The sequence below is a fragment of the Candidatus Omnitrophota bacterium genome, from assembly GCA_041648975.1.
GTDB lineage: Bacteria > Omnitrophota > Gorgyraeia > 2-01-FULL-45-10 > 2-01-FULL-45-10 > JAQUSE01.
Genome location: JBAZNZ010000003.1, coordinates 89,020 through 104,421, shown reverse-complemented (window position 1 = coordinate 104,421; position 15,402 = coordinate 89,020). Strand labels below are relative to the sequence as shown.

At 48.8% G+C, this 15,402-nt stretch carries 13 protein-coding genes; all 13 read right to left on the bottom strand.

Annotated elements, in window-relative coordinates; genetic code table 11:
- Nucleotides 1-200: 200 nt before the first annotated feature.
- Nucleotides 201-1,238, bottom strand: coding sequence for a glycosyltransferase (locus tag WC592_01600; protein ID MFA4981151.1), 1,038 nt, complete (start codon nucleotides 1,236-1,238; stop codon nucleotides 201-203).
- Between the two features lie 650 nt (nucleotides 1,239-1,888).
- Nucleotides 1,889-2,725, bottom strand: a complete 837-nt coding sequence (locus WC592_01595) for a glycosyltransferase (protein ID MFA4981150.1) — start codon at nucleotides 2,723-2,725, stop codon at nucleotides 1,889-1,891.
- An 8-nt stretch (nucleotides 2,726-2,733) separates the two neighbouring features.
- Nucleotides 2,734-4,143, bottom strand: coding sequence for a radical SAM protein (locus WC592_01590; GenBank protein MFA4981149.1), 1,410 nt, complete (start codon nucleotides 4,141-4,143; stop codon nucleotides 2,734-2,736).
- The gene (locus WC592_01585) at nucleotides 4,140-5,231 is read right to left on the bottom strand and encodes a glycosyltransferase family 9 protein (protein MFA4981148.1); all 1,092 of its coding nucleotides are present in this window, start codon (nucleotides 5,229-5,231) and stop codon (nucleotides 4,140-4,142) included. The genes WC592_01590 and WC592_01585 overlap by 4 nt, the downstream gene beginning before the upstream one ends.
- Nucleotides 5,228-6,472, bottom strand: coding sequence for an O-antigen ligase family protein (locus tag WC592_01580; GenBank protein MFA4981147.1), 1,245 nt, complete (start codon nucleotides 6,470-6,472; stop codon nucleotides 5,228-5,230). Before WC592_01580 ends, WC592_01585 begins: the two co-directional genes overlap by 4 nt.
- Nucleotides 6,472-7,527, bottom strand: a complete 1,056-nt coding sequence (locus WC592_01575) for an MraY family glycosyltransferase (protein MFA4981146.1) — start codon at nucleotides 7,525-7,527, stop codon at nucleotides 6,472-6,474. The genes WC592_01580 and WC592_01575 overlap by 1 nt, the downstream gene beginning before the upstream one ends.
- The gene (locus tag WC592_01570; protein ID MFA4981145.1) at nucleotides 7,521-8,465 is read right to left on the bottom strand and encodes an SDR family NAD(P)-dependent oxidoreductase; all 945 of its coding nucleotides are present in this window, start codon (nucleotides 8,463-8,465) and stop codon (nucleotides 7,521-7,523) included. The genes WC592_01575 and WC592_01570 overlap by 7 nt, the downstream gene beginning before the upstream one ends.
- Nucleotides 8,449-9,426, bottom strand: a complete 978-nt coding sequence (locus WC592_01565) for a sugar phosphate nucleotidyltransferase (GenBank protein ID MFA4981144.1) — start codon at nucleotides 9,424-9,426, stop codon at nucleotides 8,449-8,451. The genes WC592_01570 and WC592_01565 overlap by 17 nt, the downstream gene beginning before the upstream one ends.
- Nucleotides 9,427-9,441: 15 nt before the next feature.
- Complete coding sequence (locus tag WC592_01560; GenBank protein ID MFA4981143.1) at nucleotides 9,442-10,194, bottom strand: glycosyltransferase family 2 protein; 753 nt, start codon at nucleotides 10,192-10,194, stop codon at nucleotides 9,442-9,444.
- 1 nt (nucleotide 10,195) lies between these two features.
- Complete coding sequence (locus WC592_01555) at nucleotides 10,196-11,164, bottom strand: GDP-mannose 4,6-dehydratase (GenBank protein MFA4981142.1); 969 nt, start codon at nucleotides 11,162-11,164, stop codon at nucleotides 10,196-10,198.
- The gene (locus tag WC592_01550) at nucleotides 11,161-12,351 is read right to left on the bottom strand and encodes a glycosyltransferase family 4 protein (protein ID MFA4981141.1); all 1,191 of its coding nucleotides are present in this window, start codon (nucleotides 12,349-12,351) and stop codon (nucleotides 11,161-11,163) included. The genes WC592_01555 and WC592_01550 overlap by 4 nt, the downstream gene beginning before the upstream one ends.
- Nucleotides 12,345-13,556, bottom strand: coding sequence for a glycosyltransferase family 39 protein (locus WC592_01545; protein MFA4981140.1), 1,212 nt, complete (start codon nucleotides 13,554-13,556; stop codon nucleotides 12,345-12,347). Before WC592_01545 ends, WC592_01550 begins: the two co-directional genes overlap by 7 nt.
- A gap of 3 nt (nucleotides 13,557-13,559) precedes the next feature.
- Nucleotides 13,560-15,401, bottom strand: coding sequence for an ElyC/SanA/YdcF family protein (locus WC592_01540; GenBank protein ID MFA4981139.1), 1,842 nt, complete (start codon nucleotides 15,399-15,401; stop codon nucleotides 13,560-13,562).
- Between the last annotated feature and the right edge of the window lies 1 nt (nucleotide 15,402).

Below are 15,402 nucleotides of genomic sequence, written 5' to 3'. Positions count from 1 at the left end.
TTATTATGGTGCATAGCCTAACCCTCCTTATATACCGACGAGAATCGGTAGTTGGTGACGGTTCTGTTCTATCACCATCATAAGGATTCGGTTGGGCTTTTTCAATCATAATTTGGACACGAGTGATGCCCAATGCCGATTTGCGGCGAAGCTGAGGCAACTGCCCGAAAGTTCCACGCCGGACTGGGATGCGAAAAATTTTATCCTACCACCTTTGCTGCCTTATCGGCTATTTCCATTATCCTGCCTGCGTCCCTTCCCGCGTCTACATGATACACATTAGCTGTATCATCCAGGGCGGACGGGCCGTCATTTACAAATATTAAGTCATACCTCTTAGACTCTCTCTTCAGCCCGTTCAGCCGGATCGAAATGAACCGGAGCAGTTTAAAGATAATCGGCGGCACGACCTTCTCTCTTATATTAATATGCTTTATCGCGAGACGTAAACCGGTCAGATTCCAGAGATATATTATATGCTGCCTCCTCGCAAGCGCCAAGAGGATATCCTCGACCGATTTATTATTATTTCTCCTCGCCAAAATAAAGACTATATTCAGCCGCCTGCCCCACTTTGAATAGAAATACCTCTTATTCCTTTCGTGTAACGCGCGCCTCTTCGCGTCATCGAAAAGAGCGCAAAAAGTAGAGTCGCCGAGGTGCTCGACAAATACGTCATTCGCCCTGACGCACCTGAATCCCGCGCGTATCGCCGCGACGGAATAGTCGTGGTCGTCGTAGTAACCGATCCCGTAAGCCTCGTCCCACAGCCCTATCTTGTCCAGCACTTCCCTCTTTATCAATACGCAATAACCGCGGCAGAAATCTATCTCGGTAAATGGGGCGTCGCATTCCGGGCACATCCTTTTCGCCTGGAAGAACGGGTTCACGAGGCCTATATCGTTCCCGCTCTTCGCGACCGCGATCAATTTTGAAATCCAATCGCCGGTCCTTACGATCGTGTCGTTATTCATGACGCACATGAACCGGGAGGACGACGCTTTAAGGCCCTGGTTCACCGCCTTCACCCATCCGACGTTCTCAGCATTCTCCATCAGCCGCACGTTCTTATGTGAAGCCGCGAACTCCCTAAGATAATTTTTTGTCTCGGGCGCAGAGCCGTTATCTATCAAAATCAAACCGAACGGCGTGTGTATATTGGCGTAAACGCTCTCGAGGCAATTCCTCGTCAGCTCCAGGTTATCCAGCACCGGTATTATTATGTCGCATTCGCTCATATATCACTCAATATTTTTTGCGTATTCTGCTTCAATCTAAGCCTCGTTATTCGAGCACTGAAAATATTCGCTCATTATGAAATTTTTACGGGTCCTGCTGCTCCTTCGACTTTTTCTTTTAAAGGGCTCGTTTGGGGTTTACAATCTCCCTATTTCTTTATACTAAACTCTGTAAATAACGGTCTAACTTGGCATTCAGTCATTACATATCGGTATATTCTATGCGCGTATCTGTACTGCCCCATCCCAAACTTCGCCCTTATCGAGAAAAAGTCTGGAAGGAGCATCACCCGTAAAAATTTCCAAACTCACTCCTTCAGTAAAATTTTTCGCTCCTCAGATGGCACCCGCCTGCCAGCAAGAGACTGCTTCAGGCGGGCAGGGAACTTACGGGCGGTTGCCGAAGCTACTTCTATCCTGCCCCCTTAGTAAAATTTCTTCGCTCATACTGCAGGGGCAGATAACGGCAGGTTGCCCTTGAGGCGTTATATTTTGCCGAGGCCGCACCGCAACACAAACCCTTTAGAGCCGTTGTCTCCATAACAGCAAGATAAAAAATATATAACTAATACCAAGCTCAATACTCTTGACGGCAAAATTAGCCGAAAGGGCGCCTGCCGTTAAGCTGCCCTGTGGTGGAGCGAAAAATTTCACCCGACCAACTCATTGGGAACGGGCCTGTTATAACGCGCCGCTTTCGGAAAACCGATAAGGAACGCCCCTATCTTGAATTTAAGGTACCTGTATATAGTCCACCAGCCGTTCAGAGAATAGACGTTCATCCCGCTCTTGAACTGCCTCCAATATACCATCTTCGCTTTCAATCCGACAACGTCCCTAGCCAGTTTAAAATCCTTGTTTCCGGTCGTCGTGCTGCCGCCCCTTACCCTTATCTTTGTAAGGACCTCTTTTATATAATAGAACTTCACGCCCTTGAGCGCTATCCTCAGGACAAAGTCCCAGTCTTCGTGCGGCGGCAGGGTCTCGTCATACATCGTTTCCAGACAAAGCTTTCTTGTAGCTATCACAGCGGACGGATGGATAAAATTGTTCCTCTTAAGGTAATAGAATATGTCGCCCGAAAAATTATGATAGGTGGTCATCACTTCTTTCTTCGTATCCGTATTGAAATATATCGTGTTTGCGTAGCATATCCCGCATTTCTTATGGCTGTCCATGAAAGCCACCTGTTTGGCTATGGTCCCTTCCAGCAAAAGATCGTCCGAATCGAGGAATATTATGAACTCGCCCTTGGCGGCCCTTATCCCCACATTGCGCGCGCCGGCGATGCCGGAGCGCTTCTTTATAAAAACGAATCTGGGGTCCTTCGCGTATGAGGCGGCTATAGCGTCTGTGTTGTCGGTCGACTCGCCGTCCACTACTATCAGCTCCAGGTCCTTATATGATTGGTCAAGGACGCTGTCGATCGATTCCCCCAGGTACCTGGCGCAATTATACGTCGGCATTACTACGCTTACTCTCGGCATATCACCCCTCACGATGCCTGATTCATCATCCTTAAAACCGCCGTCTTGTTCAAAGACGGATATTTCGCAAGCCACTCGGCGAACCTTATCCTGAAGACCTTGTTCTTCTTATGGGCAAATATCCTTTCGATCCTTATTCTCAGCTTCACTGCCGGGGACAGGTCCTTCGACGCCCTGGCCAACTTCCTCATGGCGTCATAGTCCACGCCTTTTATCTTAGGCTTGTCTACTTCCGGATAACGCGCAAAGGCGTCATTATGGTCTATGAGCGACAGGCCGTTCTTTTTACAATATTCGTAAAAATGACTGCCCGGATGCGGCGTAAAGAACGCCGCGCTCGACCTGTATGGCGCTATTTTTTTTATCATCCTGACCGTATCCTGCGCCTCTTCACTCGTCTCCGTAGGAAGCCCGAACATATTATATGCCCATACCTTTATGCCGAGAGACTTGCAGATCCTGGCCGCGCCAAGGTTCTGCTTGACCGTCGTCCCTTTATTCATGAACTTTAACACGCGATCGTTGCCGCTCTCGAAACCTATCTGGGCCATAACAAGCCCGGCCTTCTTGAGGGCCTTCATCATATCGGGGTTTTTGCATATTATATCGGCGCGCGTCTGGACGATGAAAGGCTTGTCAAAACCGGACCTCTTGTACTTCTCACAAAACTCCATTACCCAACCCCTATCCTCCGTGAAACAGTCGTCCCAGAACTGGAGGCTGTTAAACGTGTATACGTCGCGAAGGAACCGCAGTTCTTCTATGACGTGATCGACGCTTCTTCGCCTTATCCTGTAGCCGTGCATCAGTTTGCCGGCCGGAGAACAGAAATTACAATTATATGGGCATCCCCTGCCTCCAAGTATCGAAAAGAACGGGACCGGGAGGAAGAAATCGAACGGTAGTTCCAGGCAATCGAAGAGCTCCCTGTCGATAAATGGGAGCGAATCCACGTCGGGCATCTCGCCTTTTATTATACGGCTTACGCTCTCGCCTCTCTCCAGCCGGCGCAAAAGTTTGGGAAAAGTTATCTCGCCTTCGCCTACTACAATGTGATCAACCTTATCGTTCGCCGCGACCTGGTCCGTCATTATGGTGGGGTGATATCCGCCTACCACTATCTTTGCCGCGGGGGCCGCTTCTTTTATTATATCGACGCATTGCATGGCATAACTATAGTCAGGGCTCATCATGGTGATCCCGGCGACTTCCGGGCGGGCCTGGCGTATCTTTTCCTTAAAATCATCCCAACCCCGCAGCGTCCTCAAGTCCACAAGCGTTATATCCTTTAAGCCTTCTTTCTTGCAGACGGCGCTCAGGTAACACAGCCCCGGATGGACTTGGTTAAATACGATATCCCGCCCGTCTTTATTAAAACCGGATTCGTAGATGGACGGATAGATTAAAGCGATCCTCATCTCTCTTCCTTGCCCGCGGCAATGACCTCTTCGCAGGCCTTCATGACATCATCGACCGTGATTGAATCGAGACAGAGCCTGTTATCGCATTTATTGAATTTAAACCGCTTATAACACGGGCGGCAGGGTAACTCTTTTTTTGATACGACCCTGTGGACGACATCGCTCTTATATGGCCCGTACACGACCTCATCGACCGGGCCGAATATGGAAACGGTCGGCACACCCAGGCCCACAGCCGTATGGAGAGGCCCCCCGTCGTTCGTCACCACCATCCTGCACCTTGTCAGATACTCCACAAACTCCCCCATGGATGTCCTGCCGCACAGGTTGATGACCTTGTCATCCGTAAACGCCTCTATATCGCGGCATACATCCGCGTCCTTATGGTCTCCGAGTAAAAGTATCCTGGCTCCATACCGTTTCATGAGCATATCTGACAGCAGCGCGAATTTTTTTCCGTCCCACCTCCTGTATACGGCGTCTGCGCCCCAGCTTGCGCCGCAGCCGGCGACCACCCCTATGATCATATCTTTATCCGTGACAGCGTGCTCCTCGAGAAATCTGTCTGCCGGACCTTTTTGCGAGGCGGCGGTATAGACTTTCGGCCCCGCATCATATCCTGAAATATCTATATCAATAAGCCTGAGGAGGTCGAGATAATATTCTATGACATGCTTTTCATGGAACCCTTCTATATCTATCTTCCTGGTCAGGAACCTGCCCCTGTTGCGATAATTAAAACCTATCCTATCCTTTATCCCGATAAGTTTCATTAACATGCTGTACTGGTATCCCAGCGAAAGGTCTATTACCAGGTCAAATTTCTCCTTCCTTATCTTATCTAAAAAATAAAATATCTCTTTCAGACATCCTGTCTTCGACCTCTTCCAGATGTGCCTGTAGTCGTCTTTCTCGTAAAGGAACATTTTATCGAGGTTGGGATTTGTCTTCAGGACTTCATATGCCCTCTTATTGCATATATAGCCTATGAAACTTTCAGGATACTTCATCTTCAATATCGCGACCAACGGAGTCGAAAATATCACATCGCCTATACCGAACGGATTGATTATCAAAATATTCATATCGTTGATACGCCCTTGTCCTGAGCGACGTTTGATATCGCCCCGCTTAACCCTATGGCGAACCAAAATAACGTGGCCAGATTCAATGAATAGAGGTTGGTGTCAAAAAAACTGTGTACCAGGAACGCGAATATGCCTATGGACAGTCCCCAAAGGACCGACTGGTAAAGATCGTCCCTTATCTTCCGGAGGCTCTTTATCACAGACAAAAAATACGCGGCTATGAGGAATAAAAATCCTCCCAGACCTATAATGCCGGTATCGGCGGCCATCTGAAGATAGCAATTATGGGCATAGCTTCCTTTCATACCCTTATCAGCGTCATTCCTGTATTTTTGAAAATTCCGGAAAAATGTATTGAGGCCGTTCCCCGTAACGGGATGCTCCGTAAATATCTGCCATCCCGTCTTCCACATGCCTATCCTGTCATCGACGCTTACTCTGGAAAATATATGCTGCGCCATTTCCATCCTGAATAAAAACGGAACAGCTAACATCAATACCAGGATAGCTATCAACCATATCTTATTTTTAGAGACAGCTATATACACGGTTGATAGCCCTAATCCTATCCACGCTCCGCGCGCCTTGGTTAAAAAGAATAGGACAAACAGGCCTATGGAGATGAGCCATGCGGCATACCGCGCTTTCGTCTTTTTAGGGCCAAATATGGCGACACAGACTACAGGAAAGATAGCCAGCAATATCCATGCCGCAAGATCGTTAGGATACGGGAATGACGCGGTTGGAAACCCTTTGAAATAATTCGACGCGACGTCAACGTTCATGATCGGCATATAGCCCTTAAATGACGGATAACCGTGCAGTAGATCTATGCCTAAGTTGAATTGTATAAACCCATCCGCCATTATCACCACAATGGACGCGACCGCCATGATAAGGATGTCTTTAAGCTTAGATAGGCTGTCCACTGATTCAACCATGACAAAATACAGGAATACATATTTTAAAACTTTGGTAAAAAAGGCTTTTACGCTGATGGCAGGATATGCTGAATTGAAGAACGAAGGTATGATCGTTACCACAAATATCAGAAAAGGGATGATCAAGGCGTCCTTATGGATGCGAAGATCTTTATTGCATACTTTCTTCACCGCCCATACGGCTATGGCAAGAGCTATAGCTATCTCGGATATCGATTTCGAGAACGGCGCAGCAAAGACTATCGCGCACAGGCACCATTTTATCGTCATACTGCATATCTCATTAAATTTCTGCATTACGAGCCCTTGTCTTTTCTTTTCCCATTATCTTTCTTCTTTCTGCCGAACCTGCCCGTATTTACCATGCCCAGCCTTACGCCCAGCGCCGTCAAAAACAGGATGACAACTGCTATTATAGCGAAAGCGGCCCTGATATGGACCCTCTGTATCACAAGAGCGCTTAATCCGAGCAGGACGCAGATGATGTATATCACCAGGACAGCCTTCCGCTTCCTGAAACTTAAAAGCGCCAATCTGTGAGATGAGTGGTCCTTACCTCCTTGAAATATTGAGCGCCCTTCCAAAAGTCTCATAATAGTCACGAGCGTCGTATCAAATATCGGGTATGCCAGCACAAGCACAGGCATAGCCAACGACGTCGTAAGGAACTTTGTCTTCCAACTGCCCAGTATTCCTAAGGACGCGAGTATAAAACCTATTACGAGACTTCCGGAATCGCCCATAAAGATATTGGCCTTGGGAAAATTGTGCTTTAAAAAACCGAGGCAGGAGCCTGTCACCGCAAAAGATATGACGGCTATCTCCACCTGGTTGCTTGACAACATTATTATTCCGAAGAAGCCCGAGGCTATAACCGCTATTCCGGCGGATAACCCATTCATATTATCCAGAAGGTTGAAAGAATTTGTTATGCCTACAATCCATATATAGGTCAAGACAGTATTAAGGTAATAATTTTGCAGAAACTCCACACGCACGCCCGATTTTACGACAGCCATAGCCGCCAATATCTGCGCCAGAAGCTTGATCTCGGGCATCATGCCCATCCTGTCGTCTATGAGCCCTATGACCAGAAGGACGGTAGCCCCAATAAATATACCCATCCATCTCGGATCCTGGAAAATGCCAAGATTGCTGAACGCCCCTATCATGAAAGCCAGGTATATTCCGACGCCGCCCAAAAGCGGTATGGGGCGGGCATGGACCTTGTTATCTTTGGGATGGTCCACAAAATTCGTCCTCAATGCCACCATCCTCATGAACGGCATAATGAGATAGGAAACAACTGTCGTTATTATGAAAGCTTCTGCTACGTCGGTCCATTTCAACATTTTACGCCTCTACCGCTGTTTGCTACCACTCCTACAGTCTCTGCGATCATATCTCTTAACCGGTATCTTGCGATGAATCCTATCGTATCTTTAGCCATCCTTATGTCTGCCACGGAATCGGCCAGTTCGCCGGGCTTTGCTTTTTCGTATTCCGGTTTAAGGTCCGATCCCATCTCATCTATTAAAAGGCGCGCGAGTTCCGACACTTTTGTCCCCCGGCCTGTCCCTACGTTCAAAACGGCACGCGCGCAGTCGCTCATCATCGCCAGGATATTAGCCTCGGCTACATCCTTTACGTGTATAAAATCGCGGTTCTGTTTCCCGTCTCCAAAAATAACCGGAGCCTCGCCGCGGAGCAGGCGATTTATGAATATCGTTATCACGCCCACATAAGGCGTTAGAGTCTGTTTCGGCCCGTACGTATTGAAATACCGCAAGACCACCGCGTCAAAACGGTAAAAAGCGCTCATGAGAAAACAATATTTTTCGGACGCCAATTTTCCTACACCATACGGCGATACCGGCTCAAGCATGCCTGTTTCAGGTACGGGCAGCTTATTCTTGCCGTATACGGCCATGGAGGACGCGAGTATTATCTTCCTGGCCTTATTTTCAGCCATCGCATTAAGTACGTTCACCGTGCCCATGACATTCGTTTCGGTATCATCATAGATATCCTGGAAAGAATTCCTGACACTCACCTTGGCGGCATTGTGAAATACGACATCGACGCCTTTCATGGCCTTCTTCAAGTCACGCCTTGAAAGGATGCTGCCGACAATCAGTTTTGCTTTCGAGGACACATTTTCCTTCTTGCCCGTGGAAAGATCGTCAATCACCACCGTCTCCATGCCGGATTCGACCAGCCTGTCGACGATATGCGAGCCGATGAACCCCGCCCCGCCCGTAACCAGCGCTCTCTTATATCTGTTCTTCATCTTTAATCGCGCGGCCTGATTTAATGACCGATCCCTTTGTTACAATGCAGTCCTCGATATCTTTTTTTGAATCCCACCTCACGCCGTCCATCACAAGAGAATTCACTATATTAACGGGATATTTGATCGTGACATTCTTTCCGACAACAGAACTCTTCACTCGAGAGTCTTTATGCACCTTGGAATTTTCTCCTATTATCATATTTTTGCCGCATATCTTCAGCTGGGACTGGTTGCAGAACAGAAGGTCGGAGGCGTACGTTATATTCATGTCCCATTCGATCACATCGGCGGGATATATGGGAAAACCGTCTTCCACAAGTATCTGAATCGAGCTGGTTATCTCATACTCATCCCTCATGGCTGTCCGGGGCGTCCTCCTTATCGCGTCGAATATATCCAGATCGAAAAGGTATATCCCGGCGCCTTTCAGATCGGTATGAAAATACGACGGTTTCTCGACGACGCGTTTGACCATCCCGCTCTCATGCAGAAGAACGGCGAAATTCCTCTTCACCAGGACCGCGTCCTTCTCTTTCTTAACGGCAAGCACCGCGCATGCGCGCCTCTGGCTGTAGATCTTCAGCATCATATCTATATTCCTGGAGACAAAGAAGATGTCCCCCAGCCACAAAAGGAAAGGATTTTTTATATAGCTTTCAAGCTGGCCGACTGCGTGGGCTATGCCTAGCGTCTCTTTCTGTTCTACATATGAAATATTTACCCCCAGCGCCGAACCGTCCTTAAAATAATTCTTTATCCTGTCTTTTAAATGGCCGACAACAATGATGATATCCTTTATACCGATCCTGGCCATCTCCTCGATCTGATACTGCATAATAGGCTTGTTGCATACGGGAAGAAGAGGTTTTGGGATAGACAGGCTGAGCGGTTTTATGCGCGCTCCCCTTCCAGCTGCCAGTATTACACCGGAAATTTTTTTCTCTTTCCTGTCTTCCATCTTGTGCCTCTCTATTTAAAAGTTATTGATCACGCGCTTCCTGTACAGGCCCTGTTTCAATTTCAGATAAAATAGGAATGTGAAAAAATTTAAGCTTGTGCCCACAAGTTTGAGGGCGGATTTACCCTTCTCTCTCGCCGAATGGGTTATACCCACCTCGGCGAACGAATGCCCGTTAGTCTTGAGCTTAACCATTATCTCGGTAGGAGCGGAAAACCCCATGGATTCTACCTTCACCGGCTTGATGATATCTCTTTCATACAATTTGAAAGCGCAGTTAGAGTCCCTTAACCTCAAACCAAACATCATGTTCACCATAAGGTTCATGCATCTGTCGGCAAATACTTTAAAGAACGAGTCTTTCTTTTCTTTGCGGAAACCGGCGACTATCGGGTGGCCTTCCATATACCGGTCCAGCAGCAAGGGCAGCTCATCTATATCGAATTGCCCGTCGGAGTCGATGCTGACTATGAGGTCTCCTTTAGAAGCTATGATGGCGTCGTTCAGGCTGGCGCCGTAACCTTTATTCTCTTTATGCTCAACGACCACAAGGTTTGCCATCTTTCCTTTCAGGCCGCTAAGTATCTCTTTCGTCCTGTCGACGCTCCCGTCGTCTGTTACTACCACCTCTCCTTTGACCGCGAGGCTATCCAGGAGGTGAGCGCACTTCTTCACGGTCTTTTCAATATTTTGCTCTTCGTTATAGGCCGGCATAACTATAGAGATGCTCTTATTCAAGCTTCTGTATTTGGAGTCCGCGGTATTCATCTTATTCCCTGAAATAACTTATTATACTCTCAAGTATCTCATCCAGATCGTATTCCGGATAAAAGCCTATAAGTTTCTTTATCTTACCGATATTAGGCACTCTGTGCATCATATCTTCAAAACCTTTTTCGTAAGCCTTTTCATACGGCACATATACGATCCTGGACTTTGACTTGGTGAGCGACTTCACCATTTCGGCCAGCTTCTTTATCGTGACGGCGTTCGGGTTGCCTATATTAAACGGCTCCCCCACAGCCCCGGGATGCTTAGCCAAAGCTATTATGGCCCTCACCGCGTCCTTGACATACGTGAAGCTCCTCGTCTGCCTGCCGCTGCCATAGACGGTTATCGGCTGTCCCATAAGAGCCTGCTTCACGAATCTCGGGATGACCATGCCGTATCTTCCCGTCTGTCTGGGCCCGCAGGTGTTGAAGAACCTGACTATAACGACCGGCAGTTTCTTCTCTCTCCAATACGCAAGCGCGAGGAATTCGTCTATCGCCTTCGTGCAGGAGTAACTCCATCTCGATATGCTGGTAGGGCCAAGCACCCTGTCGTCGCTCTCGGAAAACTCGCGCTTGCCGGGCCTGTCCTTCCCGTATATTTCGGACGTGGAGGCGATGACGACCTTCTTCTTGCCCAGTTCATTGGCAAGCCCAAGCACCATCTCCGTCCCCTTGACGTTAGTCTCTATCGAGACGAGCGGATTGTCTATAATATATTTTACTCCTACCGCGGCGGCCAGATGATAAATACAGTCGCAATTCTTCACCAGCCTCCTCATGAGCTTCTCGTTCATTATGGTATCGATATGGCAGGAAAATTTCGCATGCGATCTCAGGTGCTCTATATTATTAATATCCCCGGTCGACAGGTTGTCGATAACCGTAACCTCCTCGCCCTTATTTAAAAGCTCTTCCGCCAGATGCGAACCGATAAACCCCGCGCCGCCGGTAATAAGATTTCTCATCTCTTTATTCCTCCCGCTTGTTTTTTTTCATACAAGCATTCTTCATAAAGTTTCTTTATATCTCCGACAAGTCTCTGCTTCGAATACCTGTCCCTGACGAATTCTCTGGCGCGGCCGCCCATGGCCAGGCGCCCGCTCCTGTCCTCGATAAGGCCGAGAAGTTTCCCGGAAAATCCATCCGTGTCCTGCGCCGTGGTCAGGACGCCGTTCGATCCGTCGGCGATCAAGTCGCCTACACCGCCGACCGAGGTAGCTATAACAGCCCTCGCCGACGCCATAGCCTCTATAAGCGATACCGGCGTGCCTTCGTTCAATGACGTAAGAGCCACTATGTCAAGGTCCGCGTATACCATGGGCAGGTCCTGCACCCATCCTGTGAATATGACGTCCTTTTCTATGCCCAATTTCTTTGCGTATACCGCCAGGTCCTCTTTCAGCTCCCCGTCGCCTATGACCAGGAATTTCACCTTCGCGGACAGCTTTCTATCCGATATTTTTTTCGCGGCGTCCAGGAACATCTTATGGTTCTTTATCGGGACGAGCCTGCCGACGATGCCGATGAGCATGACGTCGCCTCCTATGCCAAGCATCAACCTGAGCGCGCCTTTTCTCTTTTCGCTGTCCAGGAACTGCTCAAGCTCAAGGCCTAGAGGTATCACAACGCTCTTGGACGGCGAGGCTACTTTTAACTCTTTTACGATCTCATTCCTTACCCCTTCGCTCACCATTATTACCCTGCTCGTAAAACGCGCCAGGAATTTCTCTATTAATACAAAAGCCTTTGCCTTGTGGGGGCTGAAATATCCGTCGAATACATGCCCATGGAAGGTATGTATCCGCACAGGGACGCCTGTCAGGATAGCCGCGAGCCTTCCAAGAGTCCCCGCCTTGGCCGTATGCGTATGCACGATAGCCGGCCGCTCTCTTTTCATTATTCCGCACAGTTTGAAGAACGCCCTGGTATCTTTCACAAACGATATCTCCCTGCCCAACTCATCTATGACGACCGGCTCGACGTTCTTTTCCCTGGCAAGATACGACATGTCCCCTTCCGATTCGCTCACCCTCCCGCAAACTAGGATATCTTTGTAACCGCCGCCGTTGTTCAGGGAGCTCGACAATAACAGAGTGTGGATCGCCGGCCCTCCGATATTCAACCTCGTTATTACCCTCAATACTTTTACCATCGGGCGTTCCTTCTCAAAAACCCTACCGTGGACACGGCTCCGTAAGCGGAGAATATCAGCATCAGGAGTTCTAAAGCCCACCTGTGCCTCATCTCCACATAATAGAGGCTGTTCGCAGCCGATATGAATAACAGCAGCGCAAAAATAGATAAGACGTACGGGACCAGCGCCCCTCCTTTTTTAACGGCCAACCATGAACCGACCGCGAAAAATAACAGGACCGCCGCGTAAAATATCCCGTAAACGGCCTTCCAGGCGGCCGGATACCTCATCCCTGTCTGCGGCGAGAATGTCCAGAAATATAAAAATTTCTTAAGCGTCAATTTTATAAAAAGGGCCGGGTTGGACTTTATGAATTTGAAGGCCTCGCCGTAAAAATAGCCGTATTGTCCAATCTCGTCCATGCCGTAAAGTTTATCCAGGAATTCCTTCGGCGCTGCGTTTATGATGGCGTCGCCGCCGGGCGTCAGGGCAGACCCGGACGCCAGAGGATTATTCCCGCGCCAAAACTGCTCGGCCGAGATAGTGGTTATGAATATTATTTTTTTATGCACGACGTAGTTCCGTATCGTCCATGGAAGTATCGCGATGAAAACGCACGCAGCTACGACCAGGCATTGCTTCAGGCGGCCTTTAAATGCCGGCGCCGAAGCGAAGACATACAGGATATACACCGGCAAAAAGAATACCAGCGTAGGCCTGGTGAGCGTTCCGAATCCTATGAGAAGGCCTATCAGGACGTTATTAGACGTCCTGGAGAGGTCCATAGATATTATAAGCCAGAATGTCAACGATATCAGGAACGCGACAAGCACCAGTTCATGTATCTTCGTGGTGTATACTATCAAACCCGGATGCAGGGCGACCAGGAGCGAAGAGACTATCGCCGTCCTCTCATCGAAGATCTTTTTCGCTATCCTGTAAATAAGGCAGCACATCCCGACCGACAGTACCACCTGGAACATCTCCAGGATGAAATAATTCCTGTTCGTCATATAATGGAAGAACGCCGATATATACGGATACGCGGGATAGCCGAAAGAACGGTAATCGGTGTTGAAAACGCCGTGATATATATAGCCTTCGCCTTTAAGTATATTGAGCGCTATGGTATCGTACTCCCATAATTCCGGGCTGATGTGCCGGCCCAGGGCCAATATAGCGCTGAGTCTTACCGCGAACGCAAGGACAAGGACTAAAAGCATATCCTAAATATATCCTTTCATCTTGTAAAATAAAATCCCCAGGTATTCGTGCAGGAAACCTTCTATATGCCTGAACGTTATGTTGTCGCCGGAGTAATAGCTGCTTGCCGTGGGAATGAACAGGACCCTGTCTCCCGGGATAGACTTATCGCATACAAGCTTTACGCGCCTCATATGGTATTTGGAGCTGACGATTAGGGCGCTCTTCCAGCCCCTCCCCTCCATGATCTTTCCGCTGTTCACTATGTTGTCATGCGTGTTAACGGACTTGTCTTCGATAACTATATCGCGTTTATCGATACCCATAGCTTCCGAAAGCGCGGACATGACATCCGCCTCCTTGAGTATATAGGTGTAGCCTGTGGAATATATGATGTTTTTGGAATAGCCTTTCTTATAAAGTTCCACGGCTTTCGAAACCCTCTCTTCATATCCCTGGCCGGCCTTGCCCGATTCGCCCACGCCTCCGCCGAGAACTAATATACAGTCTGCCTTTTGAGGCGCGTCGGATATCGCGAGAGGTTCGCCAAGATACCATCCGGCGCCTGTCTTGAATAGCGCCAGATATATCAGGAGAGCGGCAACGGCCGCCTTGATCAGGCCCCGCTTCGTGGATTTGTATATACGCCTTAAATTACTGCTCCAGTCCTTCTGCGTTCTTTCGCTCTTCACGGCTTCCGCATTATAGATGACAGACGACATCTCTTCGACCTTAGACGCCCACGAATTCTTTTCCGCCTCCGTTATCCGGACTTTCGAAAGCGCCCCGCCCCCGCCGCTCAGGACTTCGCGGAGCTTCATATCGAAATCGCCGTTATCCCGCCCGACTAAAATCACACCCTTGTGGGCTTTGTTGAATTCCACGACCTCCGGAAGCGGCGTAGATACGACCGGTTTACCCATGCTCAGGTATTCGTTTAGTTTCGTCGGATACACATTTTTAGTATAATCCGTGATCAGGTACGGAATAAGACATGCGTCGAAATATTTTATATAGAGAGGCACCTCGGCGGCGGGCTTCTGGCCCAGAATGAATATGTTCTTTATATCTTTGATCTTCGAGAGGTCCGCCTGCGCCGGCCCCACCAATACAAAAGCGTCTCCGGGATTCTTCTCCGCCAGGAAAGCGAGCAGGTCGAAATCTATCCACTTGTGTATGCCGCCGATATATCCTATGACGCGCCCTTTTGCGGGAGGCATATCGGCCGGCGTTTTCGTGCCCGGGTCGTTCCTCACGGCTTCGAAATTCTCGAGGTTCACGCCGAAAGGGAAATTATGGACATTACCGTTATATTGCGAACAATGCCGCCTGAGTTCCATCGATGTAACAAATACGAGGTCGGCCTTTTCTATAACGAGATGCTCCGTATGGCTTATCTTCCTCGCGGCGGAGGAGCTCGATACGAACGAATCTATGCAATAATAGACCAACAGCTTGTGGTCCACCTCTTTCATTATGTCCAGCGCCAGCCCCGTAGGCAGGAACGTCCAGATTATCGGCGCCTTCACCCTCATGGCCTTAAGCCATTTGGTTATCGCGGCTAAAATTATCATTTTATTGAGCAGCCTCGCGACGCGCGAATAAGGAAAAGGCAATACCAGCGGCGAGTACACATAGAGATTGTCCTCGATCTTCCTGATACCGCCTATCCCTTTACGCCAATTCTTCAGCCTGCTCTTTATCCTCGGGATGTCTTTTAACGTGGGGACGCGCACGCCCGTATTCTCGATGAAGAATACCCTGTTCCCGCCCCTGGCGAAGCGAGTCATTATCTCCTGGTGGCCCTGCCAGATAAAGTCCCAGTCTATACTGGAGATGCATATGATGTCTTCGCCTTTAAGCATG

What these genes read in the sequence shown, in the direction of transcription:
- WC592_01600 (MFA4981151.1), bottom strand. Translation starts at nt 1,238, where the DNA reads ATGAGCGAATGCGACATAATAATACCGGTGCTGGATAACCTGGAGCTG.
- WC592_01595 (MFA4981150.1), bottom strand. Translation starts at nt 2,725, where the DNA reads ATGCCGAGAGTAAGCGTAGTAATGCCGACGTATAATTGCGCCAGGTAC.
- WC592_01590 (MFA4981149.1), bottom strand. Translation starts at nt 4,143, where the DNA reads ATGAGGATCGCTTTAATCTATCCGTCCATCTACGAATCCGGTTTTAAT.
- WC592_01585 (MFA4981148.1), bottom strand. Translation starts at nt 5,231, where the DNA reads ATGAATATTTTGATAATCAATCCGTTCGGTATAGGCGATGTGATATTT.
- WC592_01580 (MFA4981147.1), bottom strand. Translation starts at nt 6,472, where the DNA reads ATGCAGAAATTTAATGAGATATGCAGTATGACGATAAAATGGTGCCTG.
- WC592_01575 (MFA4981146.1), bottom strand. Translation starts at nt 7,527, where the DNA reads ATGTTGAAATGGACCGACGTAGCAGAAGCTTTCATAATAACGACAGTT.
- WC592_01570 (MFA4981145.1), bottom strand. Translation starts at nt 8,465, where the DNA reads ATGAAGAACAGATATAAGAGAGCGCTGGTTACGGGCGGGGCGGGGTTC.
- WC592_01565 (MFA4981144.1), bottom strand. Translation starts at nt 9,426, where the DNA reads ATGGAAGACAGGAAAGAGAAAAAAATTTCCGGTGTAATACTGGCAGCT.
- WC592_01560 (MFA4981143.1), bottom strand. Translation starts at nt 10,194, where the DNA reads ATGAATACCGCGGACTCCAAATACAGAAGCTTGAATAAGAGCATCTCT.
- WC592_01555 (MFA4981142.1), bottom strand. Translation starts at nt 11,164, where the DNA reads ATGAGAAATCTTATTACCGGCGGCGCGGGGTTTATCGGTTCGCATCTG.
- WC592_01550 (MFA4981141.1), bottom strand. Translation starts at nt 12,351, where the DNA reads ATGGTAAAAGTATTGAGGGTAATAACGAGGTTGAATATCGGAGGGCCG.
- WC592_01545 (MFA4981140.1), bottom strand. Translation starts at nt 13,556, where the DNA reads ATGCTTTTAGTCCTTGTCCTTGCGTTCGCGGTAAGACTCAGCGCTATA.
- WC592_01540 (MFA4981139.1), bottom strand. Translation starts at nt 15,401, where the DNA reads ATGCTTAAAGGCGAAGACATCATATGCATCTCCAGTATAGACTGGGAC.